Origin of the sequence: Microbispora sp. KK1-11 (assembly GCF_006874435.1) — a bacterium.
GTDB lineage: Bacteria > Actinomycetota > Actinomycetes > Streptosporangiales > Streptosporangiaceae > Microbispora > Microbispora catharanthi.
In genome coordinates this window covers 161,638-180,789 of the sequence record NZ_VIRJ01000019.1, presented here as the reverse complement: position 1 = coordinate 180,789, position 19,152 = coordinate 161,638, and the positions used below count along the sequence as shown (strand labels likewise).

Genomic DNA, 19,152 nt, shown 5'->3' with positions numbered 1-19,152 from the left:
TCACCCTCATGGATCAAGCCAAGAAGAATGTGCTCAGTACCGATGTAGTTGTGGTTGAGCATCCGAGCCTCTTCCTGGGCCAGGACGACAACCCGCCGCGCACGGTCGGTGAACCTCTCGAACATCTGCACTCCTCGCTGCGGCGTGACCTACAATCGGAGTCTCCACTTCGGTTACAGGCTATGAAGCGGCGAATGCGTGTGTCAATCGAGGCGTGGGGAGAGCCGAGGAATGCCGAACGACCAGCGCGTTCCCGAGCCGGACGCCTCCGGAGGTCCGGCCAGGACACTGCGCGCCGACGCCCGGCGCAACCGTACGCGCATCCTTGAGGCCGCCGAGGCCGTCTTCGCGGCCAAGGGGCCCTCCGCCTCGACCGAGGAGATCGCGCAGATGGCCGGGGTCGGGATCGGGACCGTCTTCCGGCACTTCCCCACCAAGGAGTCCCTGCTCAAGGCGATCATGCACGAGGTCGCGGTCAGGCTGACCGAGGAGACCCGGGCGCTCGCGGCCGAGGGCGACCCCGCCACCGCCTTCTTCGCCTTCTTCACCCGCACGGTCGAGCAGGCCGCGGAGAAGAAGACCGTCGTCGACCTGCTCGCGCAGGCCGGCATCCCGGTCACCGTCGCCAAGCCCGTCCTCGCCCTGCGTGAGGCCGTCGAGGTGCTCGTCGGCAAGGCCCAGCAGGCCGGGGCCGTACGCCCCGACGTCCGGGTGCCGGAGGTCATGGCCCTGCTGATCGGCGTGTGCCAGGCGTCCCTGCACACCCGGTGGGAGCCCGATCTGCGGGCCCGTACGCTCGCGATCGTCTTCGCGGGCCTGCGCCCCGCCGCCGCGGCCGGCTGACCGCCGTCACTGGGTGGTCGAACAAAACCGCAGCTCATCGGCGTGGCGGGCACGTCGTGTGAACCCTCACGTCCCACAGCCGCAATGATTGGCTGCGCACGGTGCCGACGAACCCGTCGACGAGGAGGGGTCCCGGCGCGCCGGGCAGCGGTCACCGTTGTCAGAGAGGAGACGACGTGCGGCGCCAGGACGAGGCCGAAGATCTGGTCCAGTTGCTCACGCCCGAAGGCGAGCGTGTCGCGCACCCCGAGTACGACCTGGACCTGTCGAAGAGCCAGTATCGGGGGCTGTACCGCGACATGGCGCTGGTGCGCCGGATCGACCGGGAGGCCTTCGCTCTCCAGCGTCTCGGCGAGCTCGGGATGTGGATCCCCTGCCTGGGGCAGGAGGCCGCCCAGATCGGCTCGGGCCGTGCGCTGGGTCAGGACGACCACGTGTTCCCCTCCTATCGGGAACACGGCGTCGCCTGGTGCCGGGGCATCGCTCCCCTCGCGCTCATGGGCATGCTGCGGGGCACGACGAACGGCGGCTGGGACCCCAGGGAGACCCGTTTCCACCTCTACACGATCGTCCTCGGCGCGCAGACGCTGCACGCCGTGGGGTACGCCATGGGGGTTCGCAGGGACGGCGACGACTCGGCCGTCGTGGCCTACTTCGGCGACGGCGCGGCGAGCGAGGGGGACGTCGGCGAGGCGTTCAACTTCGCGGCCGTGTTCGACGCGCCGGTGGTGTTCTTCTGCCAGAACAACCAGTGGGCCATCTCCCACCCCGTCGGGCGGCAGAGCCGGGCGCCGATCTACCAGCGCGCGCGGGGGTACGGCTTCCCCGGCGTACGGGTGGACGGCAACGACGTGCTGGCCTGCCTCGCCGTGACGAGGGCCGCGCTGCGGCACGTGCGCTCCGGGGGCGGGCCGTTCCTCATCGAGGCGCACACCTACCGGATGGGCCCGCACACCACCTCCGACGACCCGGGCCGTTACCGGCCCGCGGAGGAGGTGGACGCGTGGCGGAAGAAGGACCCGATCGCGCGCATGCGGTCGTACCTGCTGCGGGAGGGCATGGCCGACGAGGCGTTCTTCGCCGAGGTGGACGAGGAGGGCGACCGCATGGCGCTCGAACTGCGCGACGGGGTCATCGCCATGCCGGACCCTCCGGTGGACGACATGTTCGACCACGTCTACGCCGATCGGCACGCGCTGGTGGAGGAGGAGCGCGCCTGGTACGCCGCCTACCTCGACCGCTTCGAGGAGCCCGGCGCCTGACCCACCGATGCCTCCGGGCCCAGCCACCGCCAGGGTCCCGTCTCTCAATGCCGTAATACCTTTCGAGAACGCAAATGGCAGCAATCGAGTCGTGCCCTGGACAATCCACTGCACATCATCGAGATCGCCGATCCGGACGAGTGACCGTGGCCCTCTGACCGCGGACCGGGCGCAGCATGCCGATCCGTACGGGGACGCCGGGAGACGCGTGCACGAGCGGATTGTGGTGGCCGGGCGTGGGAAGGCCGGCCGCTTCGAGCAGTCCCTGCTCCAGCCCGGCGAGCCGGGCACGGTGCAGGGGCCAGCGCGGGTGTTCCACCTCCGCCGTCGCGAGGCGGCCCGCGACGACCGTGAACAGCCGGTAGCGCTCGACCAGGAAATCCGGGAGCCCGCTCCGCTCGGCCTCGGTCAGCGGAGCGCCGAGGTCGACGTCCGCGTCGCAGCGCGCCCCGGAGGGACCCGGCCACCGGCGCCGGCAGCGGTAGCGGCGCCGCGCCCCCTCGCCGGTCACGGACATGTCCGACCAGTAGTACGGCAGCCGATAGGTGGCCCGGGCGCCCAGCACGGCGGGCAGTCTCCCCGCGTCCAACGACAGGAACCACAGGCCGCCCCTCCCCCGGGCGTCCCTGACGTACGTGCGCACGTTGGTCTCGGGGAAGCGTGACAGCCACGGCAGCGGCGGCAGGCCGGGCGCCCGCACGTCCCGCATCAGGAACGGCGTGAGCCCGACGTACGCGGACCCCTCGTAGGTGTCCACGGTGAGCCCGTCCGGCAGGAACGCCTGCACGAGTTCGGGCGGATATCTCCAGTGGATGAACGTGATGTCGGACCAGCGGTGGTACATCACCGGACGCTCGACCCGTCCCGACGGCACCGACGACGGCATGGAGATCATGCCGGGCCCCTACCCAGGACGCCGCAGATCGGTCGTGATGATACGGACGGGCCGCCCACGCCGCGCCCCTGGTAGACCCGGACGCCGGGGAAGTCCTCCGCGTCGAGCACGCCGGTGTACCTGTCGATGCCCCGGTCGACCGGCAGCCCCAGGAGGTGACCCACGGGCTGGGCCGTCCTCGTCCGCAGCCAGTAGGCGCGCCCGTCCGGGTTCAGCATGTCGCAGAAGATCCGGCCGTCGGCGCCGGGGGTGGTCCAGGACCGGCCATCTCCACGATGTGGGTGTCCACGCCGGCCCGCGTGAGCCGGAGCGCGGCCACGACACCGCCGTACCCGCTGCCGATGACGAGCGCGGGCACGCGGTCGCCGTCGGCGAGCGCGCGGTGCGGCGCCGCCGCGGCGGCCTCCCGGAGGCGGTCTGCCAAGACCGCGAGCTCCCCCTCCGTGTCGGTGCGCGACGCTACGATCATGCGCATGTCGGACGACTTAGCGGGGAACGCCCGATCCTTCCAGGTCGACCTGCGCGGACTGGTCGACCTCCTGTCCCACCACCTCTACTCCAGCCCCCGGGTGTACCTGCGCGAACTGCTGCAGAACGCCGTGGACGCGGTCACCGCGCGGCTCGCGGTGGACCCGGCGGCGCCGACGGACATCCGGATCACCGTCGAGGAGAACGGGCTGCGGATCGACGACCCGGGGATCGGCCTGACCGAGGCCGACGTGCACCGCTTCCTCGCCACCATCGGCCGTTCGTCGAAGCGTGACGACCTCGAAGGCGCCCGGCAGGAGTTCCTCGGCCAGTTCGGCATCGGCCTGCTGGCCTGCTTCACCGTGGCCGAGCGGATCCAGGTACTCACCCGTTCGGCCCGCGACCCGGACGCTCCGGGCGTGGAATGGTCGGCGACCTCCGACGGGACGTACGCGGTGCGTACGCTCTCGCCGGACGAGCGTGCCGCCCTCGTCGGCACCCCCGGGACGACGGTGCGCCTGCTGGCCCGGCCGGGGGCGCGGCGGTGGTTCGCCCCCGACCTCGTGGCCGACCTGGCCCGCGACTTCGGCGCGCTGCTGCCGTACGCGGTGACGGTGACGGGGGGCGGGCGGACGGTCCGCACCACGGACAGCCCTCCGGTGTGGGACCGTCCCTACCGGTCGGCGGCCGAGCGCCGGGCGGCGCTGCTCGCGTACGGCGAGCGGGTGCTCGGCTTCGCGGCGCTCGACGTGGTCGAGCTCGACGTGGAGTTGGCGGGGGTGCGGGGGGCCGCCTACATCCTGCCGAACGCGGCCAACCCGGCCGCCGGGGGCCGTCACCGGGTCTACCTGAAGGGCATGCTGCTCGGCGACGCGGTCACCGGCCTGCTGCCCGACTGGGCCTTCTTCGCGCGCTGCGTGATCGACACCGACACCCTGCGCCCCACCGCGTCACGGGAGGGGCTGTACGAGGACGAGACGCTGGCCGCGGTCCGCGAGGCCCTGGGCGCCCGGCTGCGCGACTGGCTGACCGGCCTGGCCGCGCAGGAGCCGGGCCGCCTGGCCGCGTTCCTGTCCGTGCACGCCCTCGGCGTCAAGTCGCTGGCCAGGCACGACGCCGAGCTCTTCGAGATCATGCTGCCCTACCTGCGGTTCGAGACCACCGACGGCGAGGTGACGCTCGCCGAGTTCGCCAGGAAGCACCCGGTCGTGCGGGTCACGTCCTCGGTGGAGGAGTTCCGGCAGGTCGCCGGCATCGCGGCGGCCCAGGGCCTCGGGGTGGTCAACGGCGGCTACACCTACGACGGCGAGCTGGTCGCCGCGCTTCCCCGCGTCCTGCCCGGGGTGACGGTGGAGGAGCTGGACGCGGACGCGGTCACCGCGGCTCTCGACCCGGTGGACCCCCGCGAGGAGCTGGCGATGGCCGCATTCCTCACCGCGGCCCGCGCGGCGCTCGACCCGCTGGAGTGCGACGTGATCCTGCGCGCCTTCTCCCCGGCGTCGGTGTCCGCCCTCCACCTCGACTCGCGGGCCTCCCGGAGCGAGCGCGCCCGCGCGGAGACCGCCGCCGAGTCCGACGAGCTGTGGGCCGAGATCCTCGGCGCGCTCAAGTCGTCCGCGCCGCGCGCGCAGCTCGTGCTCAACCACCGCAGCCCGGTGGTGCGCAGACTGGCGACGATCCGCGACGGCACGCTGCTCGTCACCGCCGTCGAGGCGTTGTACGGCCAGGCGTTGCTGATGACGCACCGGCCGCTGCGGCCGATGGACACCTCGCTGCTGAACCGGGCCTTCGACCAGTTGCTCGGCTGGGCCTCGGCGAGCGTGACCGACGCGCCGGAAGGAGAGGGGCGGTGAGCGGCGCCGCCGCGATCCGCGCGGGCCTGGAGGAGTGCGCGGCCCTGCCCGAGGGACGGCAGAAGGCCGAGCGCCTGGAGGTGCTCGCCGCGCAGGCCCGCACGGCCGACGACCGCTCACTGGAGGGCGAGGTCCTGCTCACCCTCATCGACGCGTACCTGTACGCCTCCGAGGGCGACCGCATGCCGGTCGCCGCGGGACGGCTCCTGCGGCTCCTCGACGACTTCCCGGCCGAGCTGGGCCCGCTGACCTACTCCATCCACTGGCGGCTCAAGTGGATGACGCACAGCCTGGTCGGCAACCCCGCCGTGCCGCTGGAGACGACCCACCGCTGGCTCGACGAGCTGCAGAGCCGTTACCGGGAGCGTGGCTACAGCCCACGCCCGGTGCTCGCGCTGCGCTCGCTCCTGGCGCAGGAGACCGGCGACTTCGAGACGGCCGCCGCCGCGATGGAGGCGTCCATCGCCGCGCCGAACGACGCGATGGCCGACTGCGACGCCTGCGAACACAACGGCTGGGGCGCCTGGCGGGATGCCGCAGGCGACGACGAGGGCGCGCTGGAGTTGTGGGCGCCGCTGCTCGACGGCGAGCTGACCTGCGCCGAGGAACCCCACCGGGTGCTCGGGCAGGCCCTGCTTCCCCTGCTGCGGACGGGCCGCGTCGCGGACGCGCGCAGCGCGCATCTGAAGGGCTACTCACTGGCCCGGCGCACGCTCTCCCTCCGGGAGGCGGTGGGGCAGCACATCGAGTTCTGCGCGCTCACCGGCAACGAGGCGCGCGGCCTGGAGATCCTCACCGAGCACGCCGCCTGGCTCGTCCCGCACGGCGAGGAGGTCTCACGGCGGCTCGGCTTCGTCTGCGGCGCCGCCGTGCTGCTGCGCCGCCTGACCGCGCTCGGCTACGACGACCTGCCGGTGGGCGACCGTACGGCGGGGGCCGCGCTCGGCGACCTGGAGCGGGAGATCGGCGACATCTGCGCCCGTTACGACGCCCGCAACGGCACGCGCGTCGTGAGCGAGCGGGTGGCGGCGCGGCTGAGCCGGGAGCCGCTGCTCGACCGGCTGCCGCTGGGCTCCCCCGTACGGCTGCCGCGGCCGGCGACGGCGGGGGCCGCCGTCCCGGTCCCGCCCCGCCCGGCACAGGCGTCGCTTGAGGACCTCGTCGCCGAGGCGCGGCGGCTGTCCACGCTGCGCCACCCGCACGCGGACGAGGCGTGGGAACGGGTCGGCGCCGCCGGGGCCGAGCTGCCCGAGCCGGTGGCCGCGCGGGTCGAGCTCAGGCGAGCGGGGACGGCGATGGAGCAGGACCCCGGCGCCGCGTACGCGCGGCTCCTGGCGGTCGCCGACCGGTTCGAGCGGCTCGGCGACCGGGCCGACGCGCTGGAGTCGCGCGCCGGGGCGGCCGTCGCCCTGGCCTACGCCGGTGACCGGGCCGGCGGCGAGGCCCTCGCGGAGACCGTCACCGCCGAGGCCGCCGCCGCGTACGCCCAGGGGACGATCGACGCCGGGGAGTACCTGGCGGCCCGCAGGGCCGGGGCGTACGTCGCGGTGAGCACGCTCGCCGGACCGGACGGGCCGGCCGAGACCGACGTCCTGGCGGCACGCGCCCGGGTGGAGGCGGAGCTGTCCGTCGCGGAGGAGCTGGGCGGGACCGGCCGGGCCGGCACCTACCACGAAATGCTGGCCCGGATCTCCCTCCTGCTCGGCGACCCCGGGGCCGCCCGCACGCACCTGACATCCGCGCTGGACCGCTACCGCGACGCGGGCACGCCCTGGCTCGCCGCGCGGCCCGCCGGCATGCTCGGCCAGATCGCCCTCGATCAGGGGGATCCGGAGAGCGCCGAGGGCTACGCGTCGACGGCCCTGGAGCACGGCGGGGAGCTGCTGCCCGCCGACGAGGCGGCGGGGCTGAGCTCCCTGCTCGTCGAGGCGCTCACCCGGCAGCCCGGCCGCGAACTCGACGTGGTGGGGGCGGCGCTCGCCGCGGCCGCCCGGTGGGACGGCATTTCCGAGCCGGACACGCTGCACAACACCTTCGCCGCCGCCCGCGCCTACCACGTGCTCGATCGGCACGGCGAGGCCGCCGCGCTGTTCGAGGAGGTCATGCCGCGCGTCGAGGTCCCGTACGAGGGGGAGGCCGTCGCGCGGACGCGGGCGCAGTACGGCCGGTCGCTGGCCGAGCTGGGCCGCCACCGGGAGGCCGCCGAGCAGTTCGTCATGGCCGCGCGGCTGGTGCAGGACGACCCCGATGCGAAGGAACTGCACGCGGAGCTGGCCTGGTCGGCCGCCGAGTCGCTGCAGTTCGCCGGGAGGGCGGACGAGGCGCTGCCCGCCTTCCAGCGGGCCGCGCGGCTGTGGGGCGACCTCGGCGAGGTCGTCCCGCGCGTACGGTGCCTGCGCGCCGCCGCGTGGCTGATGGACTGGACGGGCGAGGACAGTCACATGGCGGACAGTCACATGGCGGACGGGGACATGGCGGACGGGGTGACGGCGGAGCCGCCCGGTGTCACCGCGATGCGGGCCGTGCTCGCGGAGCTGGAGTCCCTGGCGGGTGCCGAGCCGTCGGAGGAGGTCGCCGCCGAGCTCGCAGAGACGCGCCGGCAACTCGACTCGATGCTCGACGACGACGGCTTCGACTCGTTCGACCTCGGCCTCGACCTCGAAGAGAACGTCGAGGAGGACGTCGAGGAGGGCGAGGGCCGGGAGTAGATCCCAGGTGACGGGCCACGGCGGGTGACGCCGGGCCTGGGCGCTCGCATGCCGCCATCCCACGGAACTTTCGTCACAACCCAGCAAAAGTTCCGCAGTTTTGCCAAAACTATCTTCACAAGTCTTCAAAAGACGCTTACCTTCGGGGCGGATCACCGCTACGCGGCCGGTTTGTGAAGCGGACGCGTGCCCACGGCCGTGCAGTGGGCCCGCACCGCACCGCACCGATGGAAAGGAAGCTCCGCCATGCCCCCCAGGCGGCCGACCTATCGCGCCAGAAAACGGATCGCGCAGACCTGCGCCTTACTCCTGGCCTTCACGGGCCTGACCGTGCTCACCCCGGCCGCGCCCGCGCAAGCGGCGCCCGTCGACGCCGCCGACTACCAGCGCGTGGAGCTGGCCAGGGGTGTCGCCGAGATGGGCGAGCCGATGACGATGACCGTGCTGCCCGACCTGTCGGTGCTGCACACCGCTCGCGAGGGCGTGCTGCGGCGCACCGACGCCCGCGGCGACACGACCGTGGTCGGCACGCTGAACGTCTACAACCACGACGAGGAGGGGCTCCAGGGAGTCGCCGCCGACCCGGGCTTCGCGACCAACCGGTTCATCTACCTCTACTACGCTCCCCGTCTCAACACCCCCGACGGCGACGCCCCGGCCACCGCGTCCGACTTCTCGGCCTGGAAGGGCGTGAACCGGCTGTCCAGGTTCACCGTCAAGCCCGACTGGACGCTGGACAAGGACAGCGAGGTCAAGATCCTCGATGTGCCGGCCGACCGCGGCATCTGCTGCCACGTGGGCGGCGACATGGACTTCGACGCCGCCGGCAACCTCTATCTCTCGACCGGCGACGACAGCAACCCCTTCGACTCGTCGGGCTACTCCCCGATCGACGAGCGGCCCGACCGCAACCCGGCGTACGACGCCCAGCGCAGCGCGGGCAACACCAACGACCTGCGCGGCAAGATCCTGCGCATCAAGGTCAAGCCGGACGGCACCTACGACATCCCCGAGGGCAACCTGTTCGCTCCGGGCACCCCGGACACCCGGCCCGAGATCTACGCGATGGGCTTCCGCAACCCGTTCCGGCTGAGCGTCGACAAGGCCACCGGCGTCGTCTACGTGGGTGACTACGGCCCCGACGCGGGCACCACCGACCCCAACCGCGGGCCGAGCGGCCAGGTCGAGTTCAACCGGGTCACCCGCCCCGGCAACTACGGCTGGCCCTACTGCACGGGCACCAACACGCCGGTCGAGACCTACAACGCGTTCACCTTCCCCTCCGGCCCCTCCGGAGCGAAGTACGACTGCGCCGGCGGCCCGGTCAACGCCTCCCCGCGCAACACCGGCCAGCGCACGCTCCCGCCCGCCCAGCCCGCGTGGATCAGGTACGGCGGCGACGCCGGCTCGCCGCCCGAGTTCGGCGGCGGCTCCGAGTCCCCCATGGGCGGACCGGTCTACCACTACGACGCCGCGCTCGACTCCGCGGTCAAGTTCCCGCAGGACCTCGACGGCCACCTCTTCGCCGGCGAGTTCGGCCGCAGGTGGATCAAGGCGATCGACGTGCAGGCCGACGGGACGCGCGGCGACATCGCCGACTTCCCGTGGACCGGCACGCAGGTGATGGACCTGGCGTTCGGCCCCGACGGCGCGCTGTACGTGCTCGACTACGGCACCGGCTACTTCAACGGCGACGCCAACTCGGCGCTGTATCGCTTCGAGTACATCAAGGGCCGTGACCGTTCCCCGATCGCGGTGGCCAAGGCCGACAAGACCTCGGGCAAGACGCCGCTCACGGTCACGTTCTCCTCGGCCGGCTCCGCCGACCCCGAGGGCGCCACGCTCACCTACGCTTGGGACTTCGGCGACGGCACCACCTCCACCGAGGCGAACCCGGTCAAGACGTACGACAAGGACGGCACCTACACCGCGACGCTGACGGTGCGCGACCCCGCGGGCAACAGCGGCAGCGCGAGCGTGGTCGTCACGGCGGGCAACACCGCGCCGACCGTGACCATCGAGACGCCCGTCGCGGGCAGCCTGTTCCAGTGGGGCGACTCGGTCCCCTTCACGATCAAGGTCACCGACCCGGAGGACGGCGACGTCGACTGCACGAAGGTCAAGATGACCTACGTGCTGGGCCACGACAGCCACGGCCACCAGATCAGCTCGAAGAACGGCTGCTCGGGCGAGCTGACCATTCCCGTCGACGGCGAGCACGACGACGCGGCGAACATCTTCGCGGTGTTCGACGCCGAGTACACCGACAAGGGCGGGCTGACCACCCACACCCAGCACATCCTGCAGCCGCGGCACCGCCAGGCCGAGCACTACGGGGCCTCCCAGGGCGTCAACCCGATCAGCAAGAGCCAGGCGCACGGCGGCAAGACCGTCGGCGACATCAACAACGGCGACTGGATCTCCTTCAAGCCCTACGAGCTGAGCAAGGCCAAGGGGATCGCCGCCCGCGTCTCCTCCGGCGGGAAGGGCGGCACCATCGAGGTCCGCGCGGGGTCGCCGTCCGGCACCCTGCTGGGCAAGGTGAGCGTGCCCGTCACCGGAGGCTGGGAGACGTTCACCGACGTCTCCGCGCCGCTGTCGAACGCCCCGGCCGGGACGACCGAGCTCTACCTGTTCTTCAAGGGCAACGACGGCGCGCTGTTCGACGTGGACGACTTCACGCTCACGGCCGAGCCGCCCGCGGGCGGCAGCCCGGGACCGATCGTCAACGCCGGCGGCATGTGCCTCGACGTCGCGGGCGCCAACCCGGCCAACGGCACCAACGTGCAGCTCTACCAGTGCAACGACACCGGGGCACAGGTCTGGACGGTCAACGGCTCCACGCTCCGCTCGCTCGGCAAGTGCCTCGACGTCTCCAACGGCGGCACCGCCGACGGCACGCGGGTGCAGATCTGGGACTGCGTCGCGAACGTCGGCGCGCAGGTCTGGACGATCGGCACGGACGGCACGATCAAGAACCCGCAGTCGGGCAAGTGCCTCGACGGCTCGAACACCGGGCAGATGGTCATCAAGACCTGTGACGGCAGCAACGCGCAGAAGTGGACGACCTCGACGGCCCCGGGCGGCGGCGCCGAGGGCGAGGTCCTGGTCTTCTCGCGTACGGCCGCCTTCCGGCACGACTCGATCCCGGCCGGCATCCAGGCCATCAAGGACCTGGGCTTCAAGGTCACCGCGACCGAGGACCCGGCCGTCTTCACCACGCAGAACCTGGCCAAGTACAAGGCCGTGGTGTTCCTCAGCACCACGGGCGACGTGCTGAACGACGCCCAGCAGGCGGCCTTCGAGTCGTACGTGAAGGCGGGCGGCGGCTACGTGGGCATCCACGCGGCGGCCGACACCGAGTATGACTGGCCGTTCTACGGCGGCCTGGTCGGGGCGTGGTTCGCCTCGCACCCGGCCGTCCAGCAGGCGACGGTGAAGGTGGAGGACCGGGCCCACCCGGCGACCGGCCACCTCGGGTCGACGTGGACCCGCACCGACGAGTGGTACGACTACCGCTCCAACGCCCGCACCACCGCGCATGTGCTGGCCTCGCTCGACGAGAAGTCGTACTCGGGCGGCAGGATGGGCGAGGACCACCCGATCGCGTGGTGCAAGGAGTATCAGGGCGGCCGGTCGTTCTACACGGGCGGCGGCCACACGGCGTCCTCGTTCTCCGAGCCGGAGTTCCGGCAGCACCTGCTCGGCGGCATCAGGTACGCCATGGGCGACCTCAAGGCCGACTGCCGTCCTGAGACCGGCTACACGACGCTCTACAACGGCGCCACCACCGGCTGGCAGCAGGCCGGGCCCGGCGGGTTCACCAACGCCGACGGCACCCTGACCTCGCACGGCGGCCTGGGGCTGTTCTGGTACAAGGCGAAGGAGTTCCACTCCTACTCGCTCAAGCTGGACTGGAAGATGCGCGGCGACGACAACGCGGGCGTCTTCGTCGGCTTCCCCGCCTCGGACGACCCGTGGTCGGCGGTCGACAACGGCTACGAGATCCAGATCGACGCCACGGACTCCCCGGAGAAGACCACCGGATCGGTCTACGGCTTCCAGTCGGCGGACCTCAAGGCCAGGGACGCCGCGCTCAACCCGCCGGGGCAGTGGAACACCTACGAGATCCGCGTGGAGGGCGAGCGCCTGCAGATCTTCCTGAACGGCGTGAAGATCAACGACTTCACCAACACCGACCCGAAGCGGTCCCTCCAGCAGGGCTACGTGGGCATCCAGAACCACGGCGACGGCGACGAGGTGGCGTTCCGGAACATCCGCATCAAGGAGCTCGGCCCGGCGGAGGGCGACGTCACCGTCCAGGCCGAGAGCTGGACCGAGGCGAAGGGCGTCGACACCTACCCGCACGCCCCCGCGCACGGCGGCACCGTGCTCGGCTACGTCAACCCCGGCGACTGGGCGGCGTACGACGGCGTGGACCTCACCGGCGTCACCCGGTTCACGGCCCGGGTGGCCTCGCCCAACCCGAGCGGCGGCTTCGAGATCCGGACCGGTTCCCCGACCGGCCCGGTGCTCGGCAGCGTCACCGTCCCGAACACCGGCGGCTGGGAGTCGTACGCGGACGTCTCAACGCCGCTCACGAACGTCCCCAGCGGGAGCGTGAAGCTCTACCTGGTGTTCACCGGGGCCGACTTCGACGTGGACGACTTCACGCTCGTCCGCGCCGCGAAGGACACGAAGGCGCCGGTGACCACGGCGGCCCTCGACCCGGCGCAGCCGGCGAGCGGCTGGTTCACCGGACCGATCTCGGTCACCCTCAAGGCCGCCGACGAGGGCTCCGGGGTCGACACGACCGAATACAAGGTGGACGACGGCGAGTGGACCGCCTACACCGAGGCGGTCGTGGTCTCGGGCGACGGCTCGCACACGCTGGCCTACCGCTCCACGGACAAGGCGGGCAACGTCGAGGACGCCAGGACCCTCGCGGTCAAGGTGGACGCGACGGCGCCGATGACCACCGCGTCGTTCGCCCCGGCGAACGACGACGGCTGGCACAACGGCGCGGTCCCGGTGACCCTGGCCGCGACGGACGGCACGTCCGGCGTGGCGAAGATCGAGTACTCGATGGACGGCGGGGCCTGGACGGCGTACAGCGAGACGGTCGCCGTCACGGGCGAGGGGCAGCACGAGCTGCGCTATCGCTCGGCCGACAAGGCCGGCAACGTCGAGCAGATCAAGGCCGTGACGGTCAAGATCGACACGAAGGCGCCGACCGTCGCGGTCTCCGGAGTGGCCGGCGGGCAGAAGTACGGCGACGGCCAGGACCTGCGGATCGGCTGGACGGCCGTCGACAACGGCTCCGGCGTCAAGACGGTCACCGGCACGCTGGACGGCAAGCCGTTCACCGCGGGCACGGTCCAGGCGCTCTACGAGCTGGCCCTGGGCGAGCACACGCTCACCGTCACCGCCGTCAACAAGGCCGGCAACCAGACCGTTCAGACGGTGAAGTTCTCCGTCGTCACCTCGACGGACGACATCACAGCGCTGATCGACCGATTCGAGGCCGCCGGGAAGCTCACCGGCAAGAACGCCGACAAGCTGCACAAATCGCTCGACGGCGTGCGCAAGGCCGAGGAGAAGGACGACAAGGGCAAGGAGAGGGACGACAAGATCGTCAAGGAACTCGAGAAGTTCGAGAAGACCGTCGACGACAAGAAGATCGTGACCGACGCCCAGGTCCGCGCCACGCTCCTGCGGGACGCCGACGCGCTGATCGTCCAGTACGGCGGCGCGCCGAAGAGCTGACGCCCTGCTGAGGCGCTGCTGAGGCGCTGCTGAGGCTCGGTTCGCCGAACCGATTCACCCGGGTGCCCCGCGACGCGAGTCGCGGGGCACCCGCTTCCTTTTTCAGGCGGTCCGCAGCAGGTCTCCGCGGATCCGCACTACTCCCGGCGGAGCAGCCGTACCGCAGATGGAGCAGGCCCGAGGTGCCTGTGGCCGGACGACGCGACCGAGACGCGCCCCCCGCCTAGCGTTGCGTCGTCAGTCACCGCTCCCTCATGAAGACCGATGGAAGGCCCCGCATGGCCGCACCGCACGCACTGTCCACAGGCGCCCCCGCCGGCTCGTCCGCCCGCTCGCCCGTCCGCCACGCCGGATGGATCCGGGCGGTGGCCGCCGTGGCGGCCGGCGACGCGCTCCTGTCCCCCGGGGTCACCCGCCGCGTCATCGAGCGGTTCGCCCGCCGCCAGGACCTCGCGCCCGACGCCGGGGAGCGGCTGGACGCCCTCACCACCCGCGAGCTGGAAGTGGTCCGGCTCGTCGCGCTCGGGCTGTCGAACGGCGAGATCGCCGAGCGCCTGGTCATCAGCCCGCTCACCGCCAAGACCCACGTCGCCAGGGCCATCGCCAAGCTGGACGTCCGCGACCGCGTCCAGCTCGTCATCCTCGCCTACGAGAGCGGCCTGGTACGTCCCGGCGGCTGAGCTCTCCTGCTCAGGCCGTCGTGAGGGCGGATTCGATGCTGCGGTGCCGGGCGGCGCCGTGCGCGAAATCGGGCACGCCCGGCGTGCCGCCCTCGCGCAGGTCGTCCAGGAACCGCTGGTAGGCGTGGGCGACCGCGTAGGCCGGCGCGTCGGCGTGGGGATCCAGTCGCGGGACGCGAACGTATGACTCCGGCACCGTCAGGGGAGCGAGTCCGGCGGATGTCCCGCGGCCGCCTTCGACGGTGATCGGGCTGAGCTGGAGATGGCCGATCGGGGCGGTGATGACGAGGTCGCCCTCGGTGCCGTTGATCTCCCAGCGGAAGTTGGTGCCCCGGGAAACGCCTCCGCGGTAGTGGAAGGTGGCCACCGCGCCGCCCGGCAGCCGTCCCGAGGCCACCACCTGGTCCGCGGCGGTCATGGGCACGGGCCGTCCGCTCCCGGTGTCCACGGCCGACGTGCGCCGCGACGCCAGGTCGATCCGCAGGTCCCCGGGCTCGCCCAGGACGGACGCGAGTCCGTCGAGGGTGTGCGCGAAGGGGATGGTCAGCAGCGTCATGCCGTTGGCGGCGTCGAGCACGTGATGATCGCCGGGGCCGACGGTTGCGCCCCAGGCGCCGCCGGAGCCGACGACCGTCGTGGACAGCACCTCCCCCACGTAGCCGTCGGCCACGAGATCCCGCACGTAGGCGAGGGCCGGGTGCGACCGCGCCTGGAGGCCGACGACGGTGGGCACCGCGCGGCCGCGCGCCTCCCGCGCCATGTCCTCGGCCTCCGCGAGCCCGTTGCCGAGCGGCCACTCGCACAGCACGCTCTTGCCGGCGCTCAGCGCCGTCCGCACCAGTTCCCTGTGGTGCGGCACCTTCACGGCCACGACCACGAGGTCCACCTCGTCGCAGGCGGCCAGTTCGGCCGCCGTTCCGAAGGTGCGCGACACTCCGTGCTTGTGTCCGGAGCGCTCCGCCGACTCTTTCGAACTCGTGCTCAGGGCCCTCAGCTCGTAACCCGGGACGGCGCGCAGGGCCGGCAGGTGGGAGCGCTCGGCCCAGCCTCCGTTCGCCCCCAGTCCGATGATCCCTACTCCCATCGGCTTCCCGGACCGGGCCGGCTCGGCGAGGAGTGACTCGGATGTGTTCATGATTCGCGACCTGTTCTTTCCGTAGACGGCGCAGGGGTGCGTTCGCTGTCCAGCAGAGCCATGAGGGGTGCGGCGTAGCGGGTGCCGGCCACCGCGCCGGCCGGGACGGCCTCGTCGATCGCGCGCAGGTCCGTGCCGGTCAGGGCGACGCCGGCCGCGGCCAGGGCCTCCTCGACGCGGTGCGGCCGGCGGGCGCCCAGGACGGCCACGATGGTGCCGCGCTCGCGGCTCTGGGCGACGACCCAGGCGGTGGCGAGTTGCGCGACGCTGATGCCGTGCGCGTCGGCGAGCGGCCGCAGCCGGTCGACGAGGGCGAGGTTCGCGGCGAGATTGCCGGGGTGGAAGCGGGGCAGCCAGTGGGCGCGCGGGTCCCCTCCGGCGGGTCGCCGGTAGGTGCCGGTGAGCAGGCCGTGTGCGAGGACCCCGTAGGCGGTGACGCCGATCCCCAGCTCGCGGCAGGTGTCCAGGATGCCGTTGGTCTCGGGACCACGGCTGAACAGGGAGTATTCGATCTGCACATCGCAGATCGGGTGCACGGCGTGGGCACGGCGGATGGTCTCCGGCCCCACCTCGGAGAGCCCGATGTGGCGCACGTACCCGGCCTGGACCAGCTCGGAGATCGCGCCGATCGTGTCCTCGATCGGGGTGTCGGGGGCGAGGCGGGCGGGGCGGTAGATGTCGACGTGGTCGCTGCCGAGGCAGCGCAGTGAGTAGGCGAGCGCGTTCTTGACGTGGGCGGGGCGGCCCTCGATGCCGACGAAGGCTCCGTCGGGGCCGCGCAGGCCGCCGAACTTGACGCTGAGGAGCGCCTTGTCGCGATCGCCGGCGCGGAGGGCGCGGCGGATGAGGTCCTCGTTGTGGCCCATGCCGTAGAAGTCGGCGGTGTCGAGGAGGGTGACGCCGGCGTCGAGCGCCGTGTGGATCGTGGCGATGGCGTCGGCCTCGTCGGCGGGGGTGGTGTGGTCGGACATGCCGGCGCAGCCCAGCGCGAGAGGGGCGACCCGAGGGCCGCCGGTTCCAAGATGTCGGGTGTGCATGGCGCCTCCTGTGGGGCGAGAAGCATGGACGCCGCCGACAGTGCCGCTGCGGACGCGGCCGTCTGTTAGCGTTGATATTTCAACACTAGGAAGAGGCATGTTGATATGTCAACACGAGAGGGAGTGGCCTCGGCATTGAACGAGGCCGTGACCGGCGCCGCGCCGGAGCCCGTCGATTTCTGGTCCGCCTTCAAGCGCGCCCACGAGGTCGTCCGAGCCCGCGTGATCGCGGACACCGCCGAGGCGGCGGGCCTGTCCGAGCCGGACCTGACGATCCTCGTCAACCTCGGCAAGGCGGGAGGCGCCCTGCGCCAGAGCGAGCTCGCCGCGTCACTCGGCTGGGATCGCACCCGCATCTCGCATCAGCTCACCCGCATGAGCACTCGCGGGCTCGTCACCCGCGAGCGCGCAGGCGGGGTCATCGTCACCCTCACCGACGCCGGGCGCTCCACCATCACCGCCGTGCACCCCGCCCTGGACGCCGCGGTACGCCGCCACTTCACCGACAAGCTCTCCGCGGAGGAGATCGAAACGCTGGCCGCCGTGTTCAGCCGGCTCTGACGCGCTCCCGGCCGAAGACCCTCGGCAACTCCCTCCGTCGGCGGCAGTGGACCTCGCGAGTCAAGATCTTTTCCTCGCACACTAAATTCAAGTATTGACCTAAGTATCGAAGGCGATCATTCTCTGGGTCAGGGTTCGCCCCGTTCACCCCCCGAAGAGGAATCGCCATCATGAGACAGCGTTCGAGGATCCATCCCACGCGCCGCGCCCTGACGGCCGTGCTCAGCGCACTGGTCCTGGTCGTGGCCTGCGTCGTCGCAGCGGCGGCCGTGTCCACGCCGGCCACGGCCGCACCCGCGCTGCTGTCGCAGGGCAAGACCGCGACGGCCTCGTCCACCGAGAACGCCGGCACACCGGCGTCGGCCGCCGTCGACGGGAACACCGGAACGCGCTGGTCCAGCGCGTTCGGCGACCCGCAATGGCTGCAGGTCGACCTCGGCACCACGGCGACGTTGAGCCAGGTCACCCTCAACTGGGAGGCCGCCTACGCCAAGGCCTTCAAGATCCAGGTGTCGGCCGACGCGTCCACCTGGACCGACGTCTACTCCACCACCGCCGCGACCGGCGGCGTCCAGAACCTCACCGTCAGCGGCACCGGCCGCTACGTCCGCGTGTACGGCACCGCCCGCGCCACCGCGTACGGCTACTCCCTGTGGGAGTTCCAGGTCTACGGCACGACGTCCGGCACCGCCTGCGGCACGGCCGACGCCGCCCAGGGCAGGCCCGCGACCGCCTCGTCCACCGAGAGCGCCGGGACGCCGGCGTCGGCGGCCGTGGACGGCAACAGCGCGACCCGCTGGTCCAGCGCGTTCGGCGACCCGCAGTGGCTCCAGGTCGACCTCGGCTCCGTCAAGACGATCTGCAAGGTGGTCCTGACCTGGGAGGCCGCCTACGCCACGGCCTTCAAGATCCAGGCGTCCGACAACGCCTCCACCTGGACCGACCTCTACTCCACCACCACCGGCACCGGCGGCACCCAGACCCTCGACGTCACCGGCTCGGGCCGCTACGTCCGCGTGTACGGCACCGCCCGCGCCACCGCGTACGGCTACTCGCTGTGGAGCTTCACCGTGAACACCACGGGCGGCTCGACGGACCCGACGACTCCGCCGCCCGACGCCTTCTGGGGCGACACCTCGAGCATCCCGGCGGCCAAGAACGTCGTCATGGTCAAGATCCTCAACAGGACCAACGGCCAGTACCCCGACTCGCAGGTCTACTGGAGCTACAACGGCCAGGTCCACTCGATCGCCGAGCAGCCCTACTTCGACATGCCGGCCAACACGGCGGGCCGCATGTACTTCTACCTCGGCTCCCCCAACAGCCAGTACTACGACTTCATCGAGTTCACCGTCGGGCCTTCGGTGTTCAACGGCAACACGACCCGGGTGGACGCGTTCGGCCTGAAGCTCGCGATGCGCCTGCACGCCCGCGACGGGTACGACGTGGCGGTCGGCGAGGACTACGCCACCTTCGCCGAGTCCCGCGCGGCGACGTTCCAGCGGTTCGTCGACGAGGTGCCCACCGAGTTCAAGCAACTGGCCCAGGTGCAGGCGCCGTACCGCATCCCGGCCCCGGGCAGCGCGTCGATCTTCCAGCCCGGCGGGGCGTACGCGAACTACTTCACCGGCTACGCCGCCCAGCAGGGTGTGACGGCGACGACCTCGCAGGTCACCGGGTGCGCCGGCCCGCTCGCCGAGGCCCCGAAGATGTGCGCGGCGCTGAACCGGCACGTCGCCGGGCTGTCCGACGCCCAGCAGTCGGACGCGTCGAACTACTACAAGGCCGCGCCGGCGAACTACTACGCGAAGTTCTGGCACGACCACGCGATCGGCAAGCTCGCCTACGGCTTCCCCTACGACGACTACGCGGGCCAGTCCTCGTTCATCTCGCACGGCGACCCGCAGTGGCTGCTGGTCGCGGTCGGCTGGTAGCGCAGGCAGG

The 19,152-nt window shown here is 71.9% G+C and carries 14 protein-coding genes; 8 read left to right on the top strand and 6 right to left on the bottom strand.

Annotation, left to right across the window (positions count from 1 at the left end):
* Positions 1-125: Clp protease N-terminal domain-containing protein (locus FLW16_RS46265; RefSeq protein WP_139578418.1), on the bottom strand; the 125-nt coding region annotated here is incomplete at its 3' end.
* A 106-nt stretch (positions 126-231) separates the two neighbouring features.
* On the opposite strand from FLW16_RS46265, the gene FLW16_RS25775 reads away from it, so the two are divergent.
* Positions 232-843 carry a TetR/AcrR family transcriptional regulator gene (locus FLW16_RS25775; RefSeq protein WP_142562714.1) on the top strand — a complete coding sequence of 204 codons (612 nt, stop codon included), beginning with the start codon at positions 232-234 and terminating at the stop codon, positions 841-843.
* Between the two features lie 176 nt (positions 844-1,019).
* Positions 1,020-2,105, top strand: coding sequence for a pyruvate dehydrogenase (acetyl-transferring) E1 component subunit alpha (gene pdhA, locus FLW16_RS25770; protein ID WP_221891289.1), 1,086 nt, complete (start codon positions 1,020-1,022; stop codon positions 2,103-2,105).
* A 115-nt stretch (positions 2,106-2,220) separates the two neighbouring features.
* On the opposite strand, the gene FLW16_RS25765 is transcribed toward pdhA, so the two are convergent.
* Genes FLW16_RS25765 through FLW16_RS44620 form a run of 3 tightly spaced genes read right to left on the bottom strand, consistent with a single transcriptional unit; the run spans position 2,221 to position 3,475 of the window.
* Positions 2,221-3,000, bottom strand: coding sequence for a YqjF family protein (locus tag FLW16_RS25765; protein WP_221891288.1), 780 nt, complete (start codon positions 2,998-3,000; stop codon positions 2,221-2,223).
* Positions 2,997-3,218 carry a hypothetical protein gene (locus FLW16_RS44625; RefSeq protein WP_221891287.1) on the bottom strand — a complete coding sequence of 74 codons (222 nt, stop codon included), beginning with the start codon at positions 3,216-3,218 and terminating at the stop codon, positions 2,997-2,999. Before FLW16_RS44625 ends, FLW16_RS25765 begins: the two co-directional genes overlap by 4 nt.
* A complete protein-coding gene (locus FLW16_RS44620) occupies positions 3,212-3,475 on the bottom strand; it encodes an FAD-binding protein (protein WP_221891286.1) in 264 nt (87 codons plus the stop codon). The genes FLW16_RS44625 and FLW16_RS44620 overlap by 7 nt, the downstream gene beginning before the upstream one ends.
* Here FLW16_RS44620 and FLW16_RS25755 point away from each other — a divergent pair.
* From FLW16_RS25755 to FLW16_RS25740, 4 genes are all read left to right on the top strand, one after another.
* Positions 3,474-5,321: an HSP90 family protein gene (locus tag FLW16_RS25755; protein WP_221891285.1), complete on the top strand. Its 1,848-nt coding sequence runs from the start codon at positions 3,474-3,476 to the stop codon at positions 5,319-5,321. The two genes, FLW16_RS44620 and FLW16_RS25755, sit on opposite strands and share 2 nt — an antisense overlap.
* The gene (locus FLW16_RS25750) at positions 5,318-8,029 is read left to right on the top strand and encodes a hypothetical protein (protein WP_142562708.1); all 2,712 of its coding nucleotides are present in this window, start codon (positions 5,318-5,320) and stop codon (positions 8,027-8,029) included. The genes FLW16_RS25755 and FLW16_RS25750 overlap by 4 nt, the downstream gene beginning before the upstream one ends.
* Before the next feature lie 246 nt (positions 8,030-8,275).
* The gene (locus FLW16_RS45360) at positions 8,276-13,795 is read left to right on the top strand and encodes a ThuA domain-containing protein (protein ID WP_142562707.1); all 5,520 of its coding nucleotides are present in this window, start codon (positions 8,276-8,278) and stop codon (positions 13,793-13,795) included.
* Positions 13,796-14,073: 278 nt separating this feature from the next.
* On the top strand, positions 14,074-14,475 hold the full coding sequence (locus FLW16_RS25740; protein WP_396686809.1) for a response regulator transcription factor: 402 nt from the start codon (positions 14,074-14,076) through the stop codon (positions 14,473-14,475).
* Positions 14,476-14,485: 10 nt separating this feature from the next.
* On the opposite strand, the gene FLW16_RS25735 is transcribed toward FLW16_RS25740, so the two are convergent.
* On the bottom strand, positions 14,486-15,610 hold the full coding sequence (locus tag FLW16_RS25735) for a Gfo/Idh/MocA family protein (RefSeq protein WP_142562703.1): 1,125 nt from the start codon (positions 15,608-15,610) through the stop codon (positions 14,486-14,488).
* Positions 15,607-16,647, bottom strand: a complete 1,041-nt coding sequence (locus tag FLW16_RS25730; protein WP_142562701.1) for an aldo/keto reductase — start codon at positions 16,645-16,647, stop codon at positions 15,607-15,609. Before FLW16_RS25730 ends, FLW16_RS25735 begins: the two co-directional genes overlap by 4 nt.
* Before the next feature lie 135 nt (positions 16,648-16,782).
* On the opposite strand from FLW16_RS25730, the gene FLW16_RS25725 reads away from it, so the two are divergent.
* Both FLW16_RS25725 and FLW16_RS45995 read left to right on the top strand, forming a co-directional pair.
* A complete protein-coding gene (locus FLW16_RS25725; protein WP_221891284.1) occupies positions 16,783-17,208 on the top strand; it encodes a MarR family winged helix-turn-helix transcriptional regulator in 426 nt (141 codons plus the stop codon).
* Positions 17,209-17,378: 170 nt separating this feature from the next.
* Positions 17,379-19,142, top strand: coding sequence for a discoidin domain-containing protein (locus FLW16_RS45995; RefSeq protein WP_142562697.1), 1,764 nt, complete (start codon positions 17,379-17,381; stop codon positions 19,140-19,142).
* The last annotated feature ends 10 nt before the right edge of the window (positions 19,143-19,152 follow it).

Excerpts from the sequence above, each read along its gene's own strand:
- FLW16_RS25775 (WP_142562714.1), top strand. The coding sequence starts at position 232 with ATGCCGAACGACCAGCGCGTTCCCGAGCCGGACGCCTCCGGAGGTCCG.
- FLW16_RS25765 (WP_221891288.1), bottom strand. The coding sequence starts at position 3,000 with ATGATCTCCATGCCGTCGTCGGTGCCGTCGGGACGGGTCGAGCGTCCG.
- FLW16_RS44625 (WP_221891287.1), bottom strand. The coding sequence starts at position 3,218 with ATGCTGAACCCGGACGGGCGCGCCTACTGGCTGCGGACGAGGACGGCC.
- FLW16_RS25755 (WP_221891285.1), top strand. The coding sequence starts at position 3,474 with ATGTCGGACGACTTAGCGGGGAACGCCCGATCCTTCCAGGTCGACCTG.
- FLW16_RS44620 (WP_221891286.1), bottom strand. The coding sequence starts at position 3,475 with ATGCGCATGATCGTAGCGTCGCGCACCGACACGGAGGGGGAGCTCGCG.
- FLW16_RS45360 (WP_142562707.1), top strand. The coding sequence starts at position 8,276 with ATGCCCCCCAGGCGGCCGACCTATCGCGCCAGAAAACGGATCGCGCAG.
- FLW16_RS25740 (WP_396686809.1), top strand. The coding sequence starts at position 14,074 with ATGGCCGCACCGCACGCACTGTCCACAGGCGCCCCCGCCGGCTCGTCC.
- FLW16_RS25735 (WP_142562703.1), bottom strand. The coding sequence starts at position 15,610 with ATGAACACATCCGAGTCACTCCTCGCCGAGCCGGCCCGGTCCGGGAAG.
- FLW16_RS25730 (WP_142562701.1), bottom strand. The coding sequence starts at position 16,647 with ATGCACACCCGACATCTTGGAACCGGCGGCCCTCGGGTCGCCCCTCTC.
- FLW16_RS45995 (WP_142562697.1), top strand. The coding sequence starts at position 17,379 with ATGAGACAGCGTTCGAGGATCCATCCCACGCGCCGCGCCCTGACGGCC.